The sequence below is a fragment of the Paenarthrobacter sp. 10L412 genome (assembly GCF_056395565.1).
On the sequence record NZ_JBFTJT010000017.1, the window covers coordinates 48,599 to 70,500 of the forward strand.

20 protein-coding genes and 1 pseudogene are annotated in these 21,902 nt (G+C 61.8%); 15 read left to right on the top strand and 6 right to left on the bottom strand.

Translation table 11 applies throughout. The annotated features are described in order from the left end of the window. Positions 1–107: 107 nt before the first annotated feature. The 7 genes and pseudogenes from ssd to AC1DD7_RS20765 all read left to right on the top strand — a co-directional run bounded on the left by ssd (position 108) and on the right by AC1DD7_RS20765 (position 5,529). Positions 108–1,226, top strand: a complete 1,119-nt coding sequence (gene ssd, locus AC1DD7_RS20735) for a septum site-determining protein Ssd (protein WP_477516404.1) — start codon at positions 108–110, stop codon at positions 1,224–1,226. Next, a complete protein-coding gene (locus AC1DD7_RS20740) occupies positions 1,223–2,524 on the top strand; it encodes a TadA family conjugal transfer-associated ATPase (RefSeq protein ID WP_477516405.1) in 1,302 nt (433 codons plus the stop codon). The genes ssd and AC1DD7_RS20740 overlap by 4 nt, the downstream gene beginning before the upstream one ends. Positions 2,525–2,877: 353 nt before the next feature. Beyond that, positions 2,878–3,336 (top strand): type II secretion system F family protein, encoded by a 459-nt coding sequence (locus AC1DD7_RS20745; protein ID WP_477516406.1) that lies wholly within the window; start codon positions 2,878–2,880, stop codon positions 3,334–3,336. Beyond that, entirely contained in the window at positions 3,333–3,938 is a 606-nt protein-coding gene (locus AC1DD7_RS20750) for a type II secretion system F family protein (RefSeq protein WP_477516407.1), read from the top strand. The genes AC1DD7_RS20745 and AC1DD7_RS20750 overlap by 4 nt, the downstream gene beginning before the upstream one ends. A gap of 636 nt (positions 3,939–4,574) precedes the next feature. Beyond that, positions 4,575–4,739, top strand: a pseudogene (locus AC1DD7_RS20755) (DUF4244 domain-containing protein); the annotation flags it as partial. 68 nt (positions 4,740–4,807) lie between these two features. Further along, complete coding sequence (locus AC1DD7_RS20760; protein WP_477516408.1) at positions 4,808–5,170, top strand: TadE family type IV pilus minor pilin; 363 nt, start codon at positions 4,808–4,810, stop codon at positions 5,168–5,170. Then, positions 5,167–5,529 (top strand): Rv3654c family TadE-like protein, encoded by a 363-nt coding sequence (locus AC1DD7_RS20765; protein ID WP_477516409.1) that lies wholly within the window; start codon positions 5,167–5,169, stop codon positions 5,527–5,529. The genes AC1DD7_RS20760 and AC1DD7_RS20765 overlap by 4 nt, the downstream gene beginning before the upstream one ends. A 41-nt stretch (positions 5,530–5,570) precedes the next feature. Here the strand turns inward: AC1DD7_RS20765 and AC1DD7_RS20770 are convergent, their stop codons facing one another. Together AC1DD7_RS20770 and AC1DD7_RS20775 are read right to left on the bottom strand one after the other, a co-directional pair. Then, positions 5,571–7,913 carry a DEAD/DEAH box helicase gene (locus tag AC1DD7_RS20770; RefSeq protein ID WP_477516410.1) on the bottom strand — a complete coding sequence of 781 codons (2,343 nt, stop codon included), beginning with the start codon at positions 7,911–7,913 and terminating at the stop codon, positions 5,571–5,573. Positions 7,914–8,008: 95 nt separating this feature from the next. Next, positions 8,009–8,704: a GNAT family N-acetyltransferase gene (locus AC1DD7_RS20775; RefSeq protein WP_431116569.1), complete on the bottom strand. Its 696-nt coding sequence runs from the start codon at positions 8,702–8,704 to the stop codon at positions 8,009–8,011. A 171-nt stretch (positions 8,705–8,875) separates the two neighbouring features. On the opposite strand from AC1DD7_RS20775, the gene trhO reads away from it, so the two are divergent. Further along, positions 8,876–9,772: an oxygen-dependent tRNA uridine(34) hydroxylase TrhO gene (trhO, locus tag AC1DD7_RS20780; RefSeq protein WP_477516411.1), complete on the top strand. Its 897-nt coding sequence runs from the start codon at positions 8,876–8,878 to the stop codon at positions 9,770–9,772. Between the two features lie 12 nt (positions 9,773–9,784). Here the strand turns inward: trhO and AC1DD7_RS20785 are convergent, their stop codons facing one another. Both AC1DD7_RS20785 and AC1DD7_RS20790 read right to left on the bottom strand, forming a co-directional pair. Then, the gene (locus AC1DD7_RS20785) at positions 9,785–10,318 is read right to left on the bottom strand and encodes a DUF6023 family protein (protein ID WP_477516412.1); all 534 of its coding nucleotides are present in this window, start codon (positions 10,316–10,318) and stop codon (positions 9,785–9,787) included. Positions 10,319–10,369: 51 nt separating this feature from the next. Continuing rightward, entirely contained in the window at positions 10,370–10,813 is a 444-nt protein-coding gene (locus tag AC1DD7_RS20790; RefSeq protein WP_477516413.1) for a hypothetical protein, read from the bottom strand. 92 nt (positions 10,814–10,905) lie between these two features. On the opposite strand from AC1DD7_RS20790, the gene AC1DD7_RS20795 reads away from it, so the two are divergent. The 7 genes from AC1DD7_RS20795 to proC all read left to right on the top strand — a co-directional run bounded on the left by AC1DD7_RS20795 (position 10,906) and on the right by proC (position 19,755). Continuing rightward, positions 10,906–12,555 carry a DUF7059 domain-containing protein gene (locus tag AC1DD7_RS20795; RefSeq protein WP_477516414.1) on the top strand — a complete coding sequence of 550 codons (1,650 nt, stop codon included), beginning with the start codon at positions 10,906–10,908 and terminating at the stop codon, positions 12,553–12,555. Then, the gene (locus AC1DD7_RS20800; RefSeq protein WP_477516415.1) at positions 12,552–13,262 is read left to right on the top strand and encodes an ArsR/SmtB family transcription factor; all 711 of its coding nucleotides are present in this window, start codon (positions 12,552–12,554) and stop codon (positions 13,260–13,262) included. Before AC1DD7_RS20795 ends, AC1DD7_RS20800 begins: the two co-directional genes overlap by 4 nt. Before the next feature lie 113 nt (positions 13,263–13,375). Then, positions 13,376–16,099, top strand: coding sequence for a type I DNA topoisomerase (gene topA / locus AC1DD7_RS20805; protein WP_477516416.1), 2,724 nt, complete (start codon positions 13,376–13,378; stop codon positions 16,097–16,099). A gap of 90 nt (positions 16,100–16,189) precedes the next feature. Next, positions 16,190–16,624: an SseB family protein gene (locus AC1DD7_RS20810; protein WP_224165298.1), complete on the top strand. Its 435-nt coding sequence runs from the start codon at positions 16,190–16,192 to the stop codon at positions 16,622–16,624. An 89-nt stretch (positions 16,625–16,713) separates the two neighbouring features. Further along, positions 16,714–17,850 carry a Ppx/GppA phosphatase family protein gene (locus AC1DD7_RS20815; RefSeq protein WP_477516417.1) on the top strand — a complete coding sequence of 379 codons (1,137 nt, stop codon included), beginning with the start codon at positions 16,714–16,716 and terminating at the stop codon, positions 17,848–17,850. 1 nt (position 17,851) lies between these two features. After that, on the top strand, positions 17,852–18,685 hold the full coding sequence (locus AC1DD7_RS20820) for a sugar phosphate isomerase/epimerase family protein (RefSeq protein ID WP_477516418.1): 834 nt from the start codon (positions 17,852–17,854) through the stop codon (positions 18,683–18,685). Between the two features lie 239 nt (positions 18,686–18,924). Further along, positions 18,925–19,755: a pyrroline-5-carboxylate reductase gene (gene proC / locus AC1DD7_RS20825; protein WP_477516419.1), complete on the top strand. Its 831-nt coding sequence runs from the start codon at positions 18,925–18,927 to the stop codon at positions 19,753–19,755. Positions 19,756–19,775: 20 nt separating this feature from the next. Here proC and AC1DD7_RS20830 read toward each other — a convergent pair whose 3' ends face one another. Then, positions 19,776–20,414 carry a potassium channel family protein gene (locus tag AC1DD7_RS20830; protein WP_377652913.1) on the bottom strand — a complete coding sequence of 213 codons (639 nt, stop codon included), beginning with the start codon at positions 20,412–20,414 and terminating at the stop codon, positions 19,776–19,778. A gap of 40 nt (positions 20,415–20,454) precedes the next feature. Further along, on the bottom strand, positions 20,455–21,888 hold the full coding sequence (locus AC1DD7_RS20835; protein WP_477516420.1) for a TrkH family potassium uptake protein: 1,434 nt from the start codon (positions 21,886–21,888) through the stop codon (positions 20,455–20,457). Between the last annotated feature and the right edge of the window lie 14 nt (positions 21,889–21,902).

The following is a 21,902-nucleotide window of genomic DNA, read 5'->3' on the forward strand; positions in this document are numbered from 1 at the left end:
GTGGGAGTACATCAACTGTTCCTCCACACCCCTTGTTTGAGTTCGGTTGTCCACATGGGGCGTTTGAGAGCTTATGTTCCAGGCTTCGACGCCGGGAAAGTGACTTCATGAGCAAGCGACATCTTGGGCACAGACGGTCCAGAAACGAACTCGTGGGGCAGGCTGCGGACGATTCCTGGATGCCGGGGGAAGCTGCCGATATCCTCCTCGTCACCGGCGACGCCTACCTTCAGGAAGAGGCGCGAAGAATCGTCGCTGCCGCGGGTGGCAGCCTCGAGTTGGCCGCCGACGTAGGAGCGGCAATGCATGGCTGGGATGGCGCCGACGTTGTCCTGGTGGGCAGCGACATCCGCGAGCTGCCGCCTCGAAGGCAGGCGCCCACTGTCTTACTGGGCAGGTCTGCTGAGGGCGATGGGTTGTGGCGGCTGGCTGCTGCCCTGGGCGCAGAGCGCGTAGCTGTCCTTCCCGAGGCCGCAAACTGGTTGGCCGAGTACTTGAGTGTGTCCGGTTCGCCGGAACCGGGCGGGTTCGTTATCGGGATCGTGGGAGGTTGCGGCGGGGCTGGAGCCTCCACCACAGCAATTTGGCTTGCCCAGGCAGCGGCGGGTGACGGCATCAGCACCATGCTGATGGACGGAGATCCCCGGGGTGGGGGCCTGGAACTGGCAATTACTGTTCAAGAGCTGGCCGGCTTGCGCTGGCCGGACTTCGCCGAAACGCGGGGAAGCATTGATCCCGTCCAATTCAGGGACTCCCTGCCAGTGGCCGGTGGCTTCGCGTTCCTGTCATGGCCGGGTACACGTGAAGCGTTCACAACACCGGATACCGGTTCTGTGGCCGCTGTCATGGATGCGGCGCGACGAAGTTTCGAACTCGTTGTGGTGGACATCGGGCGCAGTGAGGAATGCCTGCGAACCTTTGCCTGGGACTGCGAGAAGATCCTGTTGATGACCACAGCCCACCTGAAACCGGCTGTCGCCGCGGCACGCATCCTCAACGAGCTGCCACCCCTGGATACGGGATTGGTGGTCCGGCGTGGTGGCCCTTCGGCCGTTGATGCGCAACTCATTGCCGAGTCGTTGGGACTGCCGCTCTTGGGGATTCTTCCGGAGATTCGAGGAGCGGCCGCAGGGACAGAACTCGGTCGGCTCCTTGAGCTGGGCCGTCGCAAGTCCGTGAATCGGTTCGCCCGGGGCGTGCTGGAATTGAACGGCACGATTGAATGAGCCGTCAGGACAGAAGCGCGCAAGGCTGGCCTCGGACGGGAACACCATTCACCGCAGGGCGCCGGAGTCAGAGCCGTCGGTTGGACGCCGTCCTTCTTGAAACCGTCCGGGAGTCTGTCCTCTCGGGAAACGGGCCAGTAACACCCTCCACTGTTGCGGCCGCCGTGCAGGCCACCGGCAAACTGTTGGGTACCGCGGGAGCACTGGAAGCCGCGGAATCCATCAATGCGGAACTGAATGGTCTGGGGCCCCTGCAGCAGCTTGCGCACGATCCCTCGGTCACAGACATTTTTGTCAATGGCCCCGAGTCCGTCTGGCTCGACCGGGGACGGGGCCTGGAACGGTCCCCCGTGCATTTCGATTCTGAACAGCAAGTCAGGGCGCTGGCCGCAAGGCTGGTCTCTGCAGGTGGTCGCCGGTTGGACGATGGCTCTCCCTGCGTAGATGTCAGGCTCAAAGGCGGCTATCGCGTGCACGCAGTTCTGGCGCCGATATCAACTGCGGGGACTCTGCTATCGATTCGAATTCGACGCGAAGAAACCTTCACAATGGCCGAATTGCGCGAAGGTGGCATGTTCGATCAGCACATCGACGTTCTTCTCCGCGCGATTGTGGAGCGGCGCCTGAGCTTCCTGATCAGCGGTGCCACCGGATCCGGGAAGACAACGCTCCTGTCCACCATGCTCGGGCTGTGCCACCCGTCCGAACGTTTGGTATTGATCGAAGATGCCGCTGAACTCAACCCGATCCACCCGCATGTCGTCACGCTTGAATCCCGCCATGGAAACCTTGAGGGAGGTGGAGCGCTGGATCTTGGCGAGTTGGTCCGTCAAGCCCTGCGTATGCGTCCGGACCGGCTCATTGTGGGGGAGTGCCGCGGTGCCGAAGTCCGCGAGTTGCTCACCGCGCTCAATACCGGTCATACAGGCGGTGGAGGAACGATCCACGCCAACACGGCGGAAGCAGTTCCGGCACGGCTGACAGCCCTCGGCGCGCTCGCAGGGTTGAACGCCGAGGCCGTGCGGTTGCAGGTCTCAAGTGCATTGGACGTTGTGATTCATGTTGAACGGACGCCTTTGGGGCGGAAAGTAGGCTCGATCGGCGTCCTGACTGACTCCTTGGATGGCCAACGAGTGGTGACCGCACTGCGATGTAGCCCCGAAGGACTGCTGCATGGACCAGCGTGGGCGGAGCTGAATTTGCGGCTTTCTCCTGGATTATCCGGGGAGGCGGGCGGACATTTGCAGGGCCTATCCGTCGGCTCGGATGTACGCACAGTGATGGGCTTGGACTCGTGATCCCCACGCTGGTTCTAGCCCTGGTGCTGGCGGCATGGCTCCAGCTCAAGCCGCCCCAAGCCGGCAGTCGGCGAATGCGGGCAAGACTCGCCAAGCCCTCATCTCTGAGTGGGACCGGTGTTCGGAGAGATCACGCAACAGCAGAAGCGGGCAAAAGGCCGTGGCGCCGGCTGTGGCGGGCAAAGGTAGAACCCTTATCCCTCGTGGTGTTGGTGCAGCAGCTCGCTGCACTCCTGCGAGGAGGGCGCGGACAATCGCAGCTTTGGGAAGAGTTATGGCTCGTCCACAGCCCCGGACCGGGGCTGGAGGCCAATCCGGGGACCACAGCCCACCAACCGGCTCCAGGAATCTCAGTGGAATCAGTCAGGGTGCTGGCCTCAGCGCGGGCAGCCTCAACCATTGGAAATTCCCCAGCAGAAGCTATTCGCAACACCTCCGCGAAGGTATATCCGGGCCGGGGAAGCACAGAACGCCGCATCTGGATGGAATTGGCTGCATGCCTGGATGTAGCCGAAACCAGCGGCTGTCCACTCGCAGAGCTCCTCACCCGGTTCGCAGCACAACTCGAAGCTGAGGAGGATTCTGAAGCAGCACGTCAAACTGCCCTCGCTGGACCCAAAGCCACCGTGAGGCTGCTGTCCTGGCTCCCGGTCCTTGGCTTAGTACTAGGGATGGCCCTCGGGGTGGACCCGTTGGGAATCCTGCTGGGTAATATCCTCGGAGTGGCCACTCTGATCATTGGCCTTCTGCTGACCGTGGCAGGGCGAGTGTGGTCCTCCCGACTCGTCGCTTCGGCGGTCGGGGCCACATGATGTTGTTTGCGCTCCTGGCGGTACTGGCTCTGGCAGCGTTTGTGGGATTCGCCAGGCCAGCAGGGCTTCGCGCCCGACTGCAGGTAAGTTGGGCCGAGGACCCTAGCTCCAAGGACCCTAACTCCAAGGATGACCCCAGCCTTCGACCAGATGCCGCCACTGCCGGGGATGGGCTCCGGGACACGGCGATGATGCTGGAACTCGTAGCTTCCATGCTGGATGCAGGCGCCGGAATCGGGCGGGCACTGGAACTGATTTCCCGTAGCGCCGCACCGAAAATCAGCCAGGATCTCCGCCCCGTCGTGGCTGCGCTGGCCATGGGGGCCGACTGGGACGCTGCTTGGCGAAACCCTACCCGCCATCAGCCCGAGGTAGCGCGCTTGAAGGATGCTCTGGCTTTCGCCGCATTGACCGGTGCTCCCTCGGCTTCCATTCTTTATGCCCAAGCGGCCAGGGAGCGCCGCGAGCAATTCCGTGCCGCCGAGAAGCGAGCTGCCGCCCTGGGAGTGAAGCTTGTGGTTCCCCTGGGCCTTTGTTCCTTGCCGGCCTTCATTTGCCTGGGAATCGTGCCCGTCCTCATCGCCATGCTTCCGGCCGGATAGGCCGCAGGGCATCAACTGAATGCGCGGCAGCCGTCTCTTCCGCCACGCGGCCGACTCTTCCTCCACAACCAGTCCCAGCGGGGGTTTATCCACTTGGATGAACCAGGGGCTTCAGGGTCGGCTGGAGTCAAGGAAGAGTCGATTTCACCCCGGCAGATCTGCCGGCTTTTCTGAAAGGAACATACTATGGAAACTCCGTCCAGCACCCTCTCCGCCCGGCGCTCTGACCGACGGAACGCATCGCGTGCGCTCGCAGCAAATACTGCCGGTCTTGCATCCGTCGGGCATGGCAGCGGCCAGGATGAGGCCCCACAACACAAGAGTGGCAACCGCGGGGGTGTGCAATTCGGGATTGAAGAGCATGGGATGGAGCAGCTGGAGATCGAGCTGTTTAACCGAGTAGAACCTCACGCCCCGGCCGCAATCCAGCAGTTGGACAACCAACGGGTTGGGACAGCGTGGACCAGCAAGTGGACCAACTACCTGCGCAGTCGTACACTCAGCGGGATCCGCCGACAGACCAGCTCGAAGCCGACCAGCCCGAAGCAGACCAATCCCACGCAGAGCACTTTCAGCCAAACCACCCTCAGCCAAACCATTCTCAGGCGGACCCCTCTCAGTCAGACGACCCTTAGGCGAATCCCGCTCATGGGCTCCGAAGGCGGCATGGCAACAGCGGAATACGCCATAGCAACGCTCGCGGCCGTGGGCCTCGCTGGTTTGCTGGTGGTTATCCTGCGGAGCGAGGAAGTTCGAGGATTCCTGCTCAACCTGGTTCGCACCGCGTTGTCCTTGCCATGAGCTCGCCGGGGCCTCTCCTAATCAAGCCGGTACCTCTCCTAATCAAGCCGCTGCCTTTCCCCATCAAAATGCCCGCAAGGCAGAAGCAACGTGGTGCCGTAACGGCTGAGTTCGCAGTCGCCCTGCCAGCGGTGATTTTGCTGCTCGCCTTCTTGTTGGCGGCCGGTGCAGCGGGGATAACTCAGCTACGTTTGGAGGAGGCGGCCAAGGCCGGTGCTCGAGGCCTTGCGCGCGGCGAGAACACTGGGGAGGTGCAGGGCATCGTCAGGCGTTTGGCGGGCGAGGGGGCCACGGCGGGGGTGGCAAGCGACGGCGATTGGATGACCGTGACAGCCTCCGCAGCGGTAGGAGGTTCGTTGGGCTCACTGATCCCTTGGACTTTGACGGCTTCGGCGTCGGCCCGGGCTGAAACACCCGGCGGTGCACCATGAAGAGTCCTCCTGTAGCGTCACACCCTGAGCAAGGATCCGGTACAGTTCTGGCGCTAACGCTGGCGTTTGCAGTCCTGGCATTGCTTGCCGGGCTGCTGCTTCTTGCCCAAGCCGGGGTCATGGCGTCGCGGGCTGCGTCGGCAGCAGACCTGGCAGCTCTCGCGGCGGCCGATGCAGCGCGTGGAATAGCCTCCGGTGAGCCCTGTGCCGTGGCGGCCGGAGTGGCAGGACAGCAAGGTGCCACAGTGACTGCCTGCGACGTCGTCCGGGGCGAAGTCGTGGAGGTCGCCACCGAGCTGGACCAACCGTTCCTGTTCGGCACGGCTACAGGCAGGGCGCGGGCTGGGCCGCCTCCTTAGCCAAGGGGGCTGGGCTGCGGGGTGGTTGGAACTGCCCCAGGCTAGACGGCGTCTTTCAAGAGGACATCCAGAAGTGTGATGGCGGCTGCCTTGTCCAGTGGGTTGTTCTTGTTGCCGCATTTTGGCGACTGCACACAGGACGGGCAGCCGGCTTCGCATTCGCACGCCTTGATGGCCTCCCGGGTGGCCGTAAGCCAGACCTTGGCCTTCTCAAAGCCGCGCTCGGCAAATCCGGCACCGCCGGGGTGCCCGTCGTAGACGAAGATCGTTGGTACCCCAGTGTCAGCATGCAGGGCGGTGGATACACCGCCAATGTCCCAACGGTCACTGGACGCCACCAGCGGAAGGAGGCCGATCGCCGCGTGTTCAGCCGCATGCAAAGCGCCGGGGAACTGCGCTTCCACCAGACCGGCGCCATGCAGGGACTTGTTGTCCACAACGAACCACACCGCCTTGGTAAACAGATCCCTGGCCCCGAGATCGAGTGGCTCCTCGCCCAGGATCTCGTTCGATATCAATGCCTTGCGCTGGAAGGAAACCACTTGGGTTGTGACCTTTACGTCCCCAAAGTGCGCAGTGATGTCGCCCCACTGGACCGAGCGCAAGGTTTCCAGGACTTCGATCTGAGTTACATCCCGGGCTGTGGTGTAAAAATCGGGGTTCACGCGCCTCACCATGACGCAGTGGTCGGCCTCGTTGAGTTCCTCCACCAGGTAGCTGTCCCCCTGGTGGACGTAGATCGCTCCGGTATGGGCCTGATAGTGGGTCTGCGGCGAGTCCATTGTCCCCAGAAGGGAACCTGTCCCGGCGTCGACGATGCTCACAGGTCCGCCACCGTCGGCCCGCAAATTCACCATCCCGGCTGCGCTCTCCGGATGGGTCCAGAACCATCCAGCCGGGCGTTTGCGGAGATACCCCTGCAGGACCAGCCGGTCAAGGAGGCTTTCCGCTGTGGGTCCGAAGAGTTCGAGTTCGGCCGGGCCCACTGGCAACTCCGCTGCTGCCGCGCACAAGTGAGGTCCCAGGACGTACGGGTTTCCTGGATCAAATACTGTGGCTTCGACCGACACATCGAAGATTGCTTCCGGATGGTTCACAAGGTATGTATCCAAGGGGTCGTCGCTTGCCACGAACGCCGCTATGGCGTCCTGGCCAGCCCTTCCTGCGCGTCCAATCTGCTGGAAGAGCGAGGCCCTGGTCCCGGGCCAGCCGGCAACCAAAACCGCGTCAAGGCCGGAGATATCGATGCCGAGTTCCAAGGCAGAGGTACTGGAAACCCCCAGCAGCTGTCCGGACCGCAACGCTTTTTCCAAGGCACGCCGCTCTTCGGGGAGGTACCCGGAACGATACGCGGCCACGCGGCTGGGCAAGCTGGGGTCCACCTCGTCCAAGAGCCGCTTGGTGATGGACGAAATCGATTCAGCACCGCGGCGGGACTTGATAAAGGCAATGGTCCGTACCCGGGAGGAAACAAGGTTCGCCAGGATATCGGCTGTTTCGGCCACGGCAGTCCGCCGTTGCTTCGCTCCGTTTTCGCCCTTGACGTCTGTCAAGGCAGGCTCCCAGAACGCCACGGTTGTAGAGCCATGTGGAGAACAGTCTTCGGAAACTTCCCTGACCGGAGCACCGATGAGCCGTCCGAAGGAGACGGCGGGTTCGGAAGCAGTGGCAGAAGCGGCGATGAATACGGGTTCAGGGAAGGAGCTCCCGGCGCCGTAGTAGGCGCAGATCCGGCGAAGGCGCCTCATGAGGTTGGCTACGTGCGAGCCGAAAACACCGCGGTAACTATGGGCCTCATCCACGATCACATAGCGCAGCCTGCGGAAGAACCGTGCCCACCACGTGTGGTTGGGCAGAATGCCAAAATGCAGCATGTCCGGGTTTGCCAGGATGAAATTGGCATGATCGCGGATCCAACGGCGCGACGCGACGTCGGTGTCGCCGTCGTAGGTTTCTGCACGGACGGTAGGGAGCTTCAGCGAACGGATGGCCGCCAATTGGTCCGCCGCCAGCGCCTTTGTGGGGGACAAATAGAGTGTCACGGCACCGTCGTCGTGGATCTTTCCAGGCTCGGACAGTACCCTCAGCTCCGAGCGGTGGATCGCGTCCAGTGCGGGTAATTGGTAGGCGAGCGATTTCCCTGAGGCGGTGCCCGTTGCGATCACCACATGCTGGCCTGCCTGGGCCAGGTTGGCGGCCTGGACCTGGTGTCGGTACGGTTCGTGGATGCCAAGGGAGCCGTAGGCCTGGACGATGTCCGGGTGCACCCATTCAGGCCACGGTTCGTTCACGGCCTTGCGGGCAGGGATGGTGTGGACATGGCGCAGCTGCTCCGGGTCCGGGGTCCGGCCCAGCAAAGAGATCAGCGAATTCGGTGCAGCCACCAAATCATTCTGTCACTCTGCTGCGGCGTCGACGGCGACGCCCACGGCGGCACTCGAAGGGATTGCCGTCGACGAGGGCCGCTAAACAAGCGTTCTCACGCTACGGAGAGGTCGGAACCTTGGTTGCTGCTGACGGACATCATCAGAACGTGGCACACCACGTCCCATCCAAGGTGGGAGTAGAGCTTTTGGCCGTCCAAGGATGCCAGGAGAAGCCCGTTCTGGACGTCGTGCTCGAACGCTTGGGCGGCGAGGGCCTTCATGATGAAACTACCGAGGCCCCGGCGCTGGAATTGAGGCTCAGTAACGATCTTGTCGAAAACCGCGGTGCCGTTGACCACGAATACCCGGCCGCTGGCGGCCACGTTCTCGCCCGAGTGGACCACCGCATGATGAACGCCGTTGGTTTCGGAGGTAGCGAGTTCGAGGTCATCATCAGGCAGCCATGGGTCCTCGGAATCCTGGGTCTCCATGTCCACGATCATCATCGTCTGTGAGGCGGAAGTGACATTCAGCCCATGCTGCTCGGCCAGGTACTTATAGCGTTGGACGTCGTTGGTCAGCACGGTCAGAATCCGTGTTTCGGCTTCCGCAGTCTTCGCGGCCAGGTTGGCGAACTCTTCATCGGAGGGATCGTGGGCAAAATACTCCCAGTCACCTGTCTTGTCTGCGCGCAGCGCGGCGGGGAAGCGTCCCTCTTGACGTGACTCATAGCCCCGGCAGCCGGCCCAGCCGGCCACCCAGACTTCCAAGAGGTGCGCGATGTCTTCAACCAAGGCGTCTGGACTCATGTAGAGAGACTATGTCAGCGCCCGGGGAAGCAACAGAGTCCCGTCGGCGGAAGAATCCGTGCTTATGAAATTGTGACTTCGACGCCTGGAGCGGGCCCGGTTTTCTTTGAGCCTTCAGCGGGGCTGTCAGCCAGGCGCAGCGGATTTTAGTACACCCAGTACCCTTTAATAGTGGCTTTAAACCGAATCGTACTTTTCTATGGCTTTACGCCGATCGCCGACCCCGACGCCGTGCGTCTGTGGCAGCGTGCCCTCTGCGAGAAACTGGGACTCACCGGCCGGATCCTGATCTCCAAGGACGGTATTAACGCCACAGTTGGCGGCGAGCTCAACAACATGAAGCAGTACGTGAAAACTACCCGCGAATACAAGGGCTTCCACGACATCGACTTCAAGTGGTCCGAGGGCGGCGCTGCCGATTTCCCGCGCCTCAGCGTTAAGGTCCGCGACGAAATAGTTTCCTTCGGAGCTCCCGGCGAGCTGAAGGTCGACGAAAAGGGCGTGGTGGGCGGAGGCAAGCATCTCCAGCCTGAAGAACTTCACTCCCTGGTGGACGCAAAGAAAGCGGGCGGGGAAGAGGTGGTGTTCTTCGACGGCCGCAACGCTTTCGAAGCGCAGATCGGCAAATTCAAGGACGCCATCGTTCCGGACGTCGCCACCACCCATGACTTCATCAAGGAACTCGAATCCGGCAAGTATGACGCCCTCAAGGACAAGCCCGTAGTCACTTACTGCACGGGCGGCATCCGCTGTGAAGTGCTCTCAAGCTTGATGGTTAACCGCGGTTTCAAAGAGGTGTACCAGCTCGATGGCGGGATCGTTCGCTATGGCGAAACCTTCAAGGACAAGGGCCTCTGGGAGGGCTCGCTCTACGTTTTCGACAAACGCATGCACGTAGAGTTCAGCGACGAAGCGAAGACCATCGGCGAATGCGTTCGCTGCGCCGCGCCCACCAACAAGTTCGAGAATTGCTCCAACCTGAGCTGCCGGACTCTGACTCTCTACTGTGCAGAATGTGCCTCAAGTCCTGAAACCCTTCGCTGCCCCGGAGGCTGCGAAGCCGTCTGAGGCGCAACGCAATCAGAGCCTGCTGACCCGATAGGCGAAGTTCGCGTCGGATCTTGCCCCGACAGTGATGGCCAGGATGGCGTCCTTTTCCAACTGCACCACGCTCACCCGGGCATTGGCACATCCCAAGGTCAGGTCAACCAAGTCCGTCTCGCCTACGCTGACTGCGAATGAAACGCGGCGGGTGCCGCGGCACGCCAGCGTGACGGCGTACGTTCCGCCGGGCAACTGCACGGTCTGCTCAGTTCTGGACTCACCGGAATTGAGGAAGCCGCTGCTCGAATAGAAGGACTGCCCCTGCGATTCCGGCAAAGCCGCCTTGGCCCACTCTTTCAGGGCCTCACCTGTAACGGTTTGCTCCAAGGCTGGGTCGGGAGGAAGCACGACATTGCTGCCGGTAGTGTCTGTGGGGCTGGAATCCGCCCGCCCGCCGTCGTCATAGGTGTACTCGCACGCCGTCAGCGCGCCACCCAGCACGAGCAAGAGTCCGACGGCGGCACTTGCCAGCCGTCTGGACACAACCGAGCCAGCCACCTTGCCGCCCATACGTTGACTTTACGCTGGCCTGGAAGCGCACCATAGTGCTGGCGGAAGGGGTTAACTAGCGGCGGGCACCAGCTGGTAAGCAAAAATCAGCGGGGCATCCACACTACTCGTGGAGATAGCGAGGGCGCCGGTGGCAGGGACTTTGATCTTCGCCACTTCAAGGCTGCCGTTGCAGGCGGCTCCCGCATCGGCAATTTGCTTTCCACCGGAAGAGACGGCGAAGAACACCTTTCCTCCTCCATCACAAGCCATCGTCAGTGTGTAATTCCCGGCGGGAACGCTCGGTGACTCCTTGACCAGCGGGTCCCGGTTCAGGATCTTGCCGGAATCCTCCAACGTCACGGTGCTGGCTGTGGGAAGAACTTTGTCCTTCCACGCCTGTACATCGGCATGTTCGACGCTGACCGGACCCTGGCAGGCTGTGGCCGCCAGTAGCGTCCCCGCAGCAATGACAACAAGGCCTGCGCGGCGCCTTGTGGAGGAGAGGTTGAGCATGCTTCCACGCTACCGGGTCCCACAGCAAGGTTTTGTCCACATAGCCCAAACCACGAACGCCTGCCATGAAGCAGCCCCCATAGACTTGCAATGTGACTCAAACCCCCGAAATATTTACCGATGGCAATACTGACGACGCCCCGCGCAGCGACCACCCGGGGCTCCTGGCGTCTCTGGCGTCTGACCTTCGCGCCATCTCATACACGGTCGACGGCGTGGCGGAACTTCTGGGGGAATCCGCCTATGCAGCACTGAACAGGGACCAGATCATTCCAGCGTTGTTGGTGAGCGAACGCTCGTCCAAGAGCGACGTGGAAACCACCCGAGCGCTGTCCGTCATAGTACGGCTGTGGTTGCTTGCTGTCCCACAGCCCCAGTCCGATGTTGACCTGGCGCTCCCCACCATCGGCGCCCAAGGCCTCGCCCGGCTTGGACTTATCACCCTGGAAGCCGGCGTTGCCACGGCCAAGGTGGATCTACGTCCGTATGGCTGGGAGGCCAATGCTGACGGCAGCGGGGGAGCGGAGCTTTGGGTGGCCAGCGATCTCGCTGCCCACCAACAAGCCGGGGTTCTGAGGCACGATCACGTGCTGGGGATAGGACGGGCGTCAACAACCCTTGTCCAAACCACCATTAGGGAGCACACGCACCGTGCGCTGGACCTCGGGACAGGCTGCGGCATCCAGACGTTCCACTTGCTGCATCACTGCGAACACGTGACGGCAACGGACATTTCCGGGAGGGCGCTCGCCTTCACCCGTTTCAATCTGCTCCTCAACGCTGCCGAACTGGGCCTGGATCCGAACAACCTGGAAGCCCGCGTCAGCCTGCGCCTGGGCTCGCTCCTGGAACCTGTGGCAGGGGAACGTTTCGGCCTGGTCGTCTCCAACCCGCCCTTTGTCATTACCCCGCGTAGCGCTGGCGAGTCCTTGGCTGATCAATTTACCTACCGCGACGGCGGCCTGCCCGGTGACGAGATCGTCGCCTCGTTGACACGGACGCTGGCAGACATCCTTGAACCCGGTGGCTCAGCCCAGATGCTCGGCAACTGGGAGATCCGCAAAGGGACACAATGGCATGACAGGCCTTCCTCGTGGTTCGAAGGTTCAGGCTTGGACGTTTGGTTCATTCAACGTGAGCAGCTGAACCCGGAGCAGTACGCAGAGACCTGGCTGCAGGACGCCTCGGAGAACCGGGACCGCAGCCACTACCAGGAGTCGTACGCCGCGTACCTCGACGACTTCGCATCGAGGGATGTTGAAGGAATCGGCTTTGGCATGATCTGGCTACGCCGCCCACAAACTTCAAACGAAGTACGCATCAGCCGGTTTGAGGAAATTACCTACCCCATTGAGCAACCTATCGGTCCCCATCTCGGCGCGGCCGTGGAGCGCTCCGACTGGCTTTCAGGCAGTAGTTTGCCGGAAGCACACCTTGTGGTGGCCGAGGACGTCACCGAAGAGCGCCATCAGCGTCCCGGGGCTGTGCATCCAGGCGTGATCCTCCTCCGGCAGGGGGCCGGCCTTCGTCGAACAAACCTGCTCAGCACGGAGCTGGCGGGCTTTGTTTCTGCTTGTGATGGCCAATTATCCGTACGGCAGATTGTCGGAGCCTTGGATGCGCTCCTGGGAGGCGCAGACGACTTCGATTCAGGGTCCTTCCGCGAAGGGCTTTTGGCCGAAGTACGGAATCTCGTCCTGGACGGGTTCCTCCTCCCGGAGACGCAAGAGGCGTCCGCATGAGCAGTGCACGGCCGCCGCGCCCGCTCGGTAGCAAGTCCGCAGTAAGTGACCCTGCTTACACTGATGAAGTGATTGCGAACAACGAGACATCCCAGGCGTCAGGCGATGCCCCGCGGCGCAAGAGGGCCGAGAAAACGGTTGAGATAACTGATCCCAAGGCTATCCGTGCCTTGGCGCATGCCGCCCGTCTCGAGGTCATCTCCGAGCTCTACGCAACACAGGTAAGCCACACGGCTACTGAGCTCGCGGCGCGTACCGGACTGACGCCCAGTGCCATGAGCTACCACCTCCGTGCGCTCCAGAAATGGGGGATCGTTGCCCCGGCGGAAAATGCCGGCGACGCAAGGGAACGCCGGTGGAAGGCTGCTGGCACTGACTTCAGGATTTCAGGCGGCAGCGTGGCCAGCCCGGAGATCGCGGTGGTCGATCTTGAGCTGGATGCCTTCCGGCGCAGGGCATCGGCTTTTGCGAAGGCCCGGGGAGAACGCCGGCAACGTGGCGAAGCGGCGGACGAGCCAGCGTCGGTGGTGCTGGCGAGCAACTTGCTGTACTTGACCAACCAGCAGCGCAAAGAGCTTTCTGAACGGATCCGGGAGGTCCTGCGGGAGTACGAACTGGAAGACCCTACCCAGATTCCGCAAGGTGCCGAGCGTGTTGCTACTCTGTGGTCAATGATCCCGGATGACCGCATGGCACCTGGGCACTAGGGGTCCGGCCAGCCCCTCGGATTTCCACGCCGGAACGCAGGATTCTGCAATCTATGGTGAACTAGGCCAATATGGGCACCAGCCCAATTACACATTTTTTCTGTAGGAGCACCGTGCCCAGCAAGGCAAAAACCGGCAAGAAACTCGTGATCGTGGAGTCTCCGGCCAAGAGCAAGACCATCGCCAAGTATCTTGGCGAGGGCTTCATCGTCGAGGCTTCCATCGGCCATATCCGGGATCTCCCGCAGCCATCGGACCTCCCTGCAGAACTCAAGAAGACTTCGCTGGGTAAGTTCGCCGTCGACATCGAAAACGACTTCAAGCCGTACTACGTCGTATCCCCGGATAAGAAGAAGAAGGTCGCCGAGCTCAAGGCCCAGCTGAAAGACGCTGACGCGCTCTATCTCGCAACCGATGGGGACCGCGAAGGCGAAGCCATCGCGTGGCACCTGCTTGAGGTCCTGAAACCCAAAGTTCCCGTGTATCGCATGACTTTCGGTGAAATCACCAAGGAGGCGATTCACCGTGCCATGGATAACCTGCGCGACGTCGATACCGCCCTGGTTGATGCCCAGGAGACCCGGCGTATCCTGGACCGGCTCTATGGCTATGAAATCTCCCCGGTTCTGTGGCGCAAAGTTGCCAGGGGGCTCTCCGCGGGACGTGTGCAGTCCGTGGTTACCCGCATGGTGGTTGACCGCGAACGCGAACGTATGGCTTTCCGGGCCGCTTCCTACTGGGACCTCACCGGACAGTTCGGAGCCGACTCGGGATCGTTCAAGGCAAAGCTTGCCGCGGTGGACGGTTCCAAGGTCGCCAGTGGTCGTGACTTTAACGACAATGGCCAGCTCACATCCTCCAACGTGGTGCACCTCAACGAGGAACTCGCAACGTCCTTGGCCGCAGGTCTGCAGAACGCCGATTTCCGTGTTCGCTCTGTAGATACCAAGCCGTACACCCGCCGTCCTGCCGCACCGTTCACAACCTCCACGCTGCAGCAGGAAGCCGGCCGAAAGCTCCGCTTCTCCTCGAAGAGCACCATGCAGGTCGCCCAGCGCCTGTACGAAAACGGCTACATCACTTATATGCGTACGGACTCCTCTGCCTTGAGCGATGAAGCTGTCACAGCAGCCCGCCGCCAGGCCTCGGAGCTCTACGGCCCCGAGTACGTGCCCCAAAGCCCACGCGTATACGCCAACAAAGCTGCAAATGCGCAAGAGGCCCACGAGGCCATCCGCCCCGCAGGTGACTCGTTCCGCACGCCCGCCCAGGTGGCCAAGCAGCTCAGCGGAGACGAATTCCGGTTGTACGAGCTCATCTGGAAGCGCACGGTCGCATCCCAGATGGCTGACGCCAAGGGCTCCACAGCCACCATCCGGCTGGGTGCCGTAGCAGTTGACGGACGCGACGCTGAATTCTCGGCCTCGGGTACCGTCATCACGTTCCCCGGCTTCCTCGCCGCTTATGAGGAGGGCAAGGACGAGAGCCGCGGAGATGACGACTCCGATGAAGCTCGCCGCCTACCCAACGTGGCCAAGGATGACTCCCTGACGGCCTCGGACATCGTCGCTGTCGGCCACGAAACCTCACCGCCTCCGCGCTACACGGAAGCCTCGCTGACGGCTGAGCTGGAAAAGAAGGGCATCGGGCGTCCGTCGACCTATGCCTCCACGATTTCCACCATCCAGGATCGCGGTTATGTCCGCAAACAAGGTTCTGCCCTGGTTCCCAGCTGGATCGCCTTCTCGGTGATTCGGTTGCTTGAGCAGCACTTCACGGATTATGTCGACTACGAGTTCACCGCCGACATGGAAGGCGATCTGGACAAAATCGCCAACGGCCAGGCCGTGGGCGCAGCGTGGCTGAAGCACTTCTACTATGGTGAAGACGCTGATCCCGGGCTGTTGAGCATCGTGAACAACCTCGGCGAGATTGACGCCCGCGAGATCAACTCCGTGCCCATAGCCGAGGGCATCACCCTGCGTGTGGGTAAGTTCGGCCCGTACCTGGAAAGCAGCATCCCCACCGTTGATGAGAAGACCGGTGAAGTGGTGGAGTCCGTAAGGGCCAACGTCCCGGAAGAACTCGCTCCGGATGAGTTGACAGCCGCCAAGGCAATCGAGCTCATGGAAACTGCGGCTCCCGAGGAACGCGTCCTGGGAAGCGATCCACACACCGGCCATACCGTGGTTGCCAAGAATGGCCGTTACGGCGCCTACGTCACCGAGATCATCCCCGAGATGACCGAGGAACAGCTGGCAAACCAGCCCGTTGAGTACTACAAGAACGGCAAGCCCAAGCCTCCAAAGAAGCCGGTGAAAGCCAAGCCACGCACAGGTTCGCTGTTCAAGTCCATGACCGTGGACAGCGTCACCCTGGATGAGGCCCTGCAGCTTATGAGCCTGCCCCGGGTGCTTGGCGAGGACACTGAAGGAAATGTCATCACCGTCCAGAACGGCCGGTTCGGACCTTACCTGAAGAAGGGCACGGACTCCCGTTCCATCGGATCCGAAGAAGAAATCTTCACCATCACGCTGGAACAGGCCTTGGAGATCTACTCCCAGCCCAAGCAGCGTGGTGCCCGTGCCGCCGTGCCTCCACTGGCCGAGTTTGGCCCGGACCCCGTGTCGGAGAAGAACATCGTCGTGAAGGAGGGCCGTTTCGGTCCGTACATCACTGATGGCATTACGAACATCACGGTCCCGCGCTCAACTTCCCTTGAGGAACTGACCCGGGAACGCGCCGTCGAACTTCTTGCGGAGAAGCGGGCCAAGGGCCCCGTCAAGCGAACCACTACGCGCAAGGCGCCGGCCAAGAAAGCCGCGGCCAAAAAGTAACCAGCTAAAAAGTAAGGCAGCAACAAGACAAGGTGCCGTCCGGGAAGCAAGCGAATTGCGTCCCGGACGGCATCGTGGTCGAGTAGAACCATGACTGAACAGACGGCTTCACCGGACAACGGACCCTTGAACGACCTCGAAGCGAAGCTCGCCTTGGCTGAACAGCCGGACGCCAACCCGGTAGATGTCATCCTTGCTTTCCTGAACAACGAGGTCTACCTGATCAGTTCCGAAGCAGTGGATGGACCGGATTCTGCCGTAGAGCCATTGGTCCTTTCCAACGCCGATGGACAGCCCGTTCTGGCAGTGTTCAGCCACCCGAGCCGCGTGGACGAGCGTTTCCTGGAAGCGGCCCCGCACATTCTGGGCACCATGGGCTCGGCAATCCTCGGTAACATCGGCGACGAACTGGGTATGGTCATCAACCCGGGAAGCGAATATGGCTTCGAAATCGATCCTGAGGGGATCGCCAACATCCGCCGCGACTTCAAACGGGCAGACGAAGCAGGGGAGCCAACGGAATAGCTGGCATCCTGAGCACAGGACCTCTGCCTGTCAGCGAAACGTGGACGCCAAGTTGCTTCCCCGGCTTCGAATCAGTGAATAATGGCAGAATGCGTCTTGGCGTTCTCGATATCGGTTCAAACACCGTCCACCTGCTGCTCGTGGACGCCCATCCCGGTGCCCGCCCAGTGGCTTTTGCATCCCACAAACGGCCACTCTCCCTGGTGCAGTACCTCGACGGCGATGGCAACATCAACGATGCCGGCCAGACTGAGCTCATTGAGTTCGTCCTGGAAGCGTGGGAATTCGCAGCACGCCACAAGGCCGAGGATTTGCTCGCGTTTTGTACCTCGGCAATCCGTGAGGCAACCAACGGCGCCGAGGTCCTGGCCCGGGTCAAACACGAGACCACTGTGACTCTCCAGGAGCTGACCGGCAGCGAAGAAGCGTCCATGACGTTCTTTGCCGTTCGTCGTTGGTATGGCTGGGGCGCCGGCCCGATTCTGGATCTGGACATTGGCGGGGGATCCTTCGAAATGGCCTACGGTACGGACGAACTCCCGGAGTTCGCTACGTCCGTTCCCCTGGGAGCCAGCAGGCTGACGCGGGATTGGCTCCATGAGGATCCACCCAGCGCGAAGAGCGTCAAGGAGCTGAGGCGGTACATACGCTCTACGCTCAAACCTGTTGTCCGCAATTTTCACGAGCTTGGCCGGGCCAACCTGGTGGCGGGTACCTCCAAGACGTTCCGCTCCCTTGCGCGGATCGCCGGTGCTGCCCCCAGCGCGGCCGGTCCTTATGTGAAACGGGAACTCCACGCTGCCGATCTTGGTTTGTGGGCCCAGCGCATTTCCGCCATGAAAGTTGAGGACCGGTTGTATCTCCCGGGTGTTTCAGATGCGCGCGCCCGCCAGTTGCTGGCCGGGGCTTTGGTGGCGGAGGCCGCGTTGGAGCTCTTTGAATTCCCTAAGATGGAAATCTGTCCATGGGCTTTGCGGGAAGGGCTGATCCTTCGACGCCTGGACCAGTTGGTCTTCGATGATGCCGTGGATCCCGCGCCGCACGTCGGGAAGCGCAAGAAGGACAAGTCCAAGAAAAAAGCAGTCAAGGAAGGCGACAAGAAGACGGACAACGACGAGCCCCAGCACACGTTTGAGGAGTTCCCGGTGCCGCTGAACACAGTGCCGGTGAACAACCCTGCCCCCGCACCAATTCCGGCCCCCGCGGCAGGCGGGTTGGCTTCCTGAGATGAGCACCGACGTCGAGCCCGTTGCAAATAGCCGCCACATCCCGGTGGCGCTGTCCAGTGCCTCCGTTTATCCGCTGAGCGTCCATGATGCTTTCGCGGTTGCCCAGGACCTTGGTTATGAGGGCGTTGAGGTCATGGTTACCAACAACGCCGTGAGCCAGAATCCTGACGCCCTCATCCAGCTGAGCCATCGTTACCACCAACAGATCGTCTCTATTCACGCGCCCACACTGCTGCTCACCCAGCAAGTCTGGGGAGCTGCATGGAACAAGATCGAGAAGTCCTGCCAGATGGCCAGGGAAGTCGGCTGCGACACGGTGGTGGTCCATCCGCCGTTCCGCTGGCAGTCGAACTACGCCGAGAACTTCGCTGCGGGTGTTCGGGAGATCGCTGCGATGTACCAAGTGCACATCGCGGTGGAGAACATGTACCCGTGGCGCGTCCGCGGACGGGAGGCTGTTGCCTACCTGCCGCACTGGGATCCGTTGGGTCAGGATTACGACGACGTCACCTGGGACTTCTCGCATGCGGCAACTGCCGGGGCAAACAGTTTGGAAGCAATCCAGGCACTGGGCAGCAAACTCCGCCACGTTCACCTCACGGATGGTTCGGGTTCCGGAAAAGACGAGCACCTGGTGCCGGGCACCGGGACGCAGCAGTGCGCCGACGCCCTCCAACACCTTGCCTCCAACGGCTTCAGTGGTGTTGTGGTGGCGGAGATTTCAACCCGCAAGGCCAAAGTGGCCGGTGAGCGCGAGGAAATGTTGGCGGAGACGCTTCGTTTCGCACGGCAGCACCTCAGCATCCCGCTGGTGCGCTCGCACGATAATTAGAAGCCAACGCAATTAAAAGCGAAAGCACCGGCGGCCGAATCGGGAAATGGGGGAAAACCCGCCCCGGCCACCGGTGCTGCTGGCGGACATCCCCATGCCCGCCTCATCACTCGCACCCTCAATGAGGTAACTACTAAGTTACGGACCAAGGTTGGGTGCTGCCTGCAATATTCTTGGGAGCAAGCTGTGAATCCGGACAGCGTTCGACCCCTCCATGGGCAAACTGCCATGATGGTGCAATGAGCAACCGAATCGCATTCCTTGGCTGTGGATCCATGAACGAGGCAATTCTGGCCGGTCTCCTTGCCGCCGGAACTGACCCATCTGATGTCGTCGCCACCGTCCGACGTGCCGAGCGTGCAGAGGAGCTTGCGCAGCGGTACGGCGTGATGGCGATCGCCGGCGAGGAAGAGCCGGACAATAACAAGCTTGCCACCAAGGGTTCCGGCATAGTCATCCTCGGCGTCAAGCCAGTTGGTATTACAGACCTTGCACGGGAAATCAGCCCGGCACTCGCAAAGGACACCGTTGTTGTGAGCGTGGCCGCTGCGGTTTCCATCGCGCAGCTTGAGGCCGCCCTCCCGGAGGGGCAGCCGGTGATCCGCACCATGCCGAACACACCCGCGAAGCTGGGCCGCGGCGTCGTATCCGTCTCGCCCGGAACGCACTGCACGCCCGAACAGCTGGAGAGGGTGAAGGCAGCGCTGGCCGGTGCCGGCAAGGTTGTGGAGGTGCCCGAGGAACAAGTGGACGCCTTATCCGCCATCAGCGGATCCGGCCCCGCCTACGCGTTCTATTTGGCTGAGGCCATGGCCGCTGCGGGTGTCGAGTTGGGGTTGGACGCCGAATTGTCCGTCATGCTGGCCCGCGAAACGGTGGCGGGCGCCGGTTTCATGCTGGCGGAACCAGGTGCGGACCCCACTGCCCTTCGCGTTGCCGTGACCAGTCCCAACGGCACCACCGAGCGGGCCATCGCAGCATTCGACGACGGCGGGATCCCCAGGATCATCGCCGACGGCGCCCGTGCGGCTGCCACCCGGGCAGCCGAGATCACCAAGCAGTTGGGCTAATCCCCAACCAACGACCCCCCCTAGGGCCGCGCTGCGAAGCGCTCCAGGAGATCGACGTGTCCGGACACGATCAACATGTCATGTCCGGACACCTTGGTTTCCGGCCGCGCATACGTGAAGTCCTCGCCGGGAGTCTTCACGCCGACGATCGTCACGCCGTATTTGGAGCGCACCTTGGATTCCTCCAGGGTGAAGCCCACGGTTTCCTTTGGCGGATACATCTTGACGATCGCGTAGTCGTCGTCGAACTCGATGAAGTCCAGCATGCGTCCTGAGACGAGGTGCGCGGCCCGGACGCCTGCGTCGGCTTCCGGGTAGATCACGTGGTTTGCGCCGATCCGGCTGAGGATCTTGCCGTGGGATGGCGTGATCGCCTTGACCCAGAGGTGTTGGATGCCCAGGTCCACCAGATTCACCGTGATGAGCACAGAGGACTCGATGGACGTGCCCACGCCTACCACGGCGGAGCTGAACTCCTGGGCCCCCAGCTGGCGCAACGCATCGATGTTGGTGGCGTCTGCCTCCACCACATGGGTGAGCACGGGCGCCCATTTCTGGACGAGCGTGCGGTCACGTTCAATCGCCAGGACTTCCCGGCCTTGCTTGACCAATTGCTCGGCTGTGGCCGACCCGAACCGGCCAAGGCCAATGACCAGCACTGGTGCGTTGTGGGCGGGGCGGTTCGCTGCCCCTGTGGTACTAGCCAATGATTGGCCTCTCTTCCGGGTAGTGGTACAGCTGGCTGCGCTGGCGCAGGGCCAGGCCGGCGGCGAGGGTTACGGTGCCCACACGGCCTGCGAACATGAGTGCGGTCAGGACGTAAACGCCCGACGGCGGCAGCTCGGCGCTGAGGTTGGTGCTCAGTCCCACTGTGGCAAAGGCGGAGATGGTTTCAAAGAGCACCCTGTCCAGTGTTGCGCCGCTGATGGAGAGAAGCAGGAATGCCGCGACCGATACAAGGGTGGCACCGGCAACAATCACCGAAATCGCCACCCGCATGGTGCCTTGGGGAATCGTTCGGCCATAGACCTTCACGTCGGCATCGCCACGGGCCTCGGCGACGATGGCGAGGAACATGACCGCGATAGTGGTCACCTTGATGCCGCCCGCCGTGGACGCCGAGCCGCCACCGGCAAACATGAGGGCATCCGTAAGGAGCATGGTGGTGGATTCCATATGGTTTTGGTCCACCAGGTTGAACCCGCCTGAGCGCGTCATCACTGACGCAAAGAGGGAATGGATGAGCTTGTCGCCAAGATCCATATGCGCGATGGTCCGCACGTTGTCCCATTCCATGAGCGCCCACAGGACTGTGCCGGCGAGCAGCAGGATGAAGGACACCTGGATGGTGATCTTGGTGTGGAGGTTCCACTTCTTCCAGTTCAGGCCGTTCTGCTGGAGAACCATCACCACCGGGAAGCCGAGGCTGCCAAGGAACACGCCCAACATGAGCGGAACCAGGATCCAGAGGTCGGTCTCGTAAGGGACGATTCCGTCCGAGTGCGGCGTAAACCCGGCATTGTTGAAGGACGAGATCGAGTAGAAGACCCCGTGCCATACCGACTGCCAGAAGGGCTCACCGAGGAGCATGAAGCGGGGGATCAGGGCCAAGGCAAGGGCACCCTCGATCACCACCGATGTCACGATGACGATGCGGAGCAGCGTACCCACTTCACCAAGCCTGCCGGCGTTGTTCATGGCCTCCTGGGCGATGAGCTTGCCGCGGACACCAAGCCGCTTGCTGACCATGAGCGCCAACAGTGAGGCGAGGGTCAACGTGCCGAGGCCGCCCACAAAGATGCCTACCAAAATAATGAGCTGGCCAAGGAAGGACCAGTGGGTGGCGGTGGAAACCACGGTCAGGCCGGTCACGCAGACACTGGAAACTGCCGTGAACATGGCCTGGTGGAGAGGAGTAGGTTCGCCCGAAGCCGAGGAAAATGGCAAGGACAACAAGCCGGTAAAAAGCAGGATCACCGAGGCGAAAGCGACCAGCGCCAGACGGGCGGGGGACGTGTTGGCGATGTTGTCAATGAAGTCGCGCGCACGTGTGAAAATCCACAGACCTTCACGTTCCTGCTGGCTGGGTTGCCAGTTGGCCGGGCTCGCGGTGCGCGACTGGCTTTGAGACATGGGTTCTTCCTCGG

Bases quoted from the DNA above. Each gene is read 5' to 3' on its own strand.
- AC1DD7_RS20835 (WP_477516420.1), bottom strand. From the start codon at position 21,888: ATGTCTCAAAGCCAGTCGCGCACCGCGAGCCCGGCCAACTGGCAACCC.
- AC1DD7_RS20800 (WP_477516415.1), top strand. From the start codon at position 12,552: ATGAGCAGTGCACGGCCGCCGCGCCCGCTCGGTAGCAAGTCCGCAGTA.
- AC1DD7_RS20810 (WP_224165298.1), top strand. From the start codon at position 16,190: ATGACTGAACAGACGGCTTCACCGGACAACGGACCCTTGAACGACCTC.
- AC1DD7_RS20815 (WP_477516417.1), top strand. From the start codon at position 16,714: ATGCGTCTTGGCGTTCTCGATATCGGTTCAAACACCGTCCACCTGCTG.
- AC1DD7_RS20820 (WP_477516418.1), top strand. From the start codon at position 17,852: ATGAGCACCGACGTCGAGCCCGTTGCAAATAGCCGCCACATCCCGGTG.
- ssd (WP_477516404.1), top strand. From the start codon at position 108: ATGAGCAAGCGACATCTTGGGCACAGACGGTCCAGAAACGAACTCGTG.
- AC1DD7_RS20790 (WP_477516413.1), bottom strand. From the start codon at position 10,813: ATGCTCAACCTCTCCTCCACAAGGCGCCGCGCAGGCCTTGTTGTCATT.
- AC1DD7_RS20760 (WP_477516408.1), top strand. From the start codon at position 4,808: ATGCCCGCAAGGCAGAAGCAACGTGGTGCCGTAACGGCTGAGTTCGCA.
- proC (WP_477516419.1), top strand. From the start codon at position 18,925: ATGAGCAACCGAATCGCATTCCTTGGCTGTGGATCCATGAACGAGGCA.
- AC1DD7_RS20740 (WP_477516405.1), top strand. From the start codon at position 1,223: ATGAGCCGTCAGGACAGAAGCGCGCAAGGCTGGCCTCGGACGGGAACA.
- AC1DD7_RS20785 (WP_477516412.1), bottom strand. From the start codon at position 10,318: ATGGGCGGCAAGGTGGCTGGCTCGGTTGTGTCCAGACGGCTGGCAAGT.
- AC1DD7_RS20775 (WP_431116569.1), bottom strand. From the start codon at position 8,704: ATGAGTCCAGACGCCTTGGTTGAAGACATCGCGCACCTCTTGGAAGTC.
- AC1DD7_RS20765 (WP_477516409.1), top strand. From the start codon at position 5,167: ATGAAGAGTCCTCCTGTAGCGTCACACCCTGAGCAAGGATCCGGTACA.
- AC1DD7_RS20750 (WP_477516407.1), top strand. From the start codon at position 3,333: ATGATGTTGTTTGCGCTCCTGGCGGTACTGGCTCTGGCAGCGTTTGTG.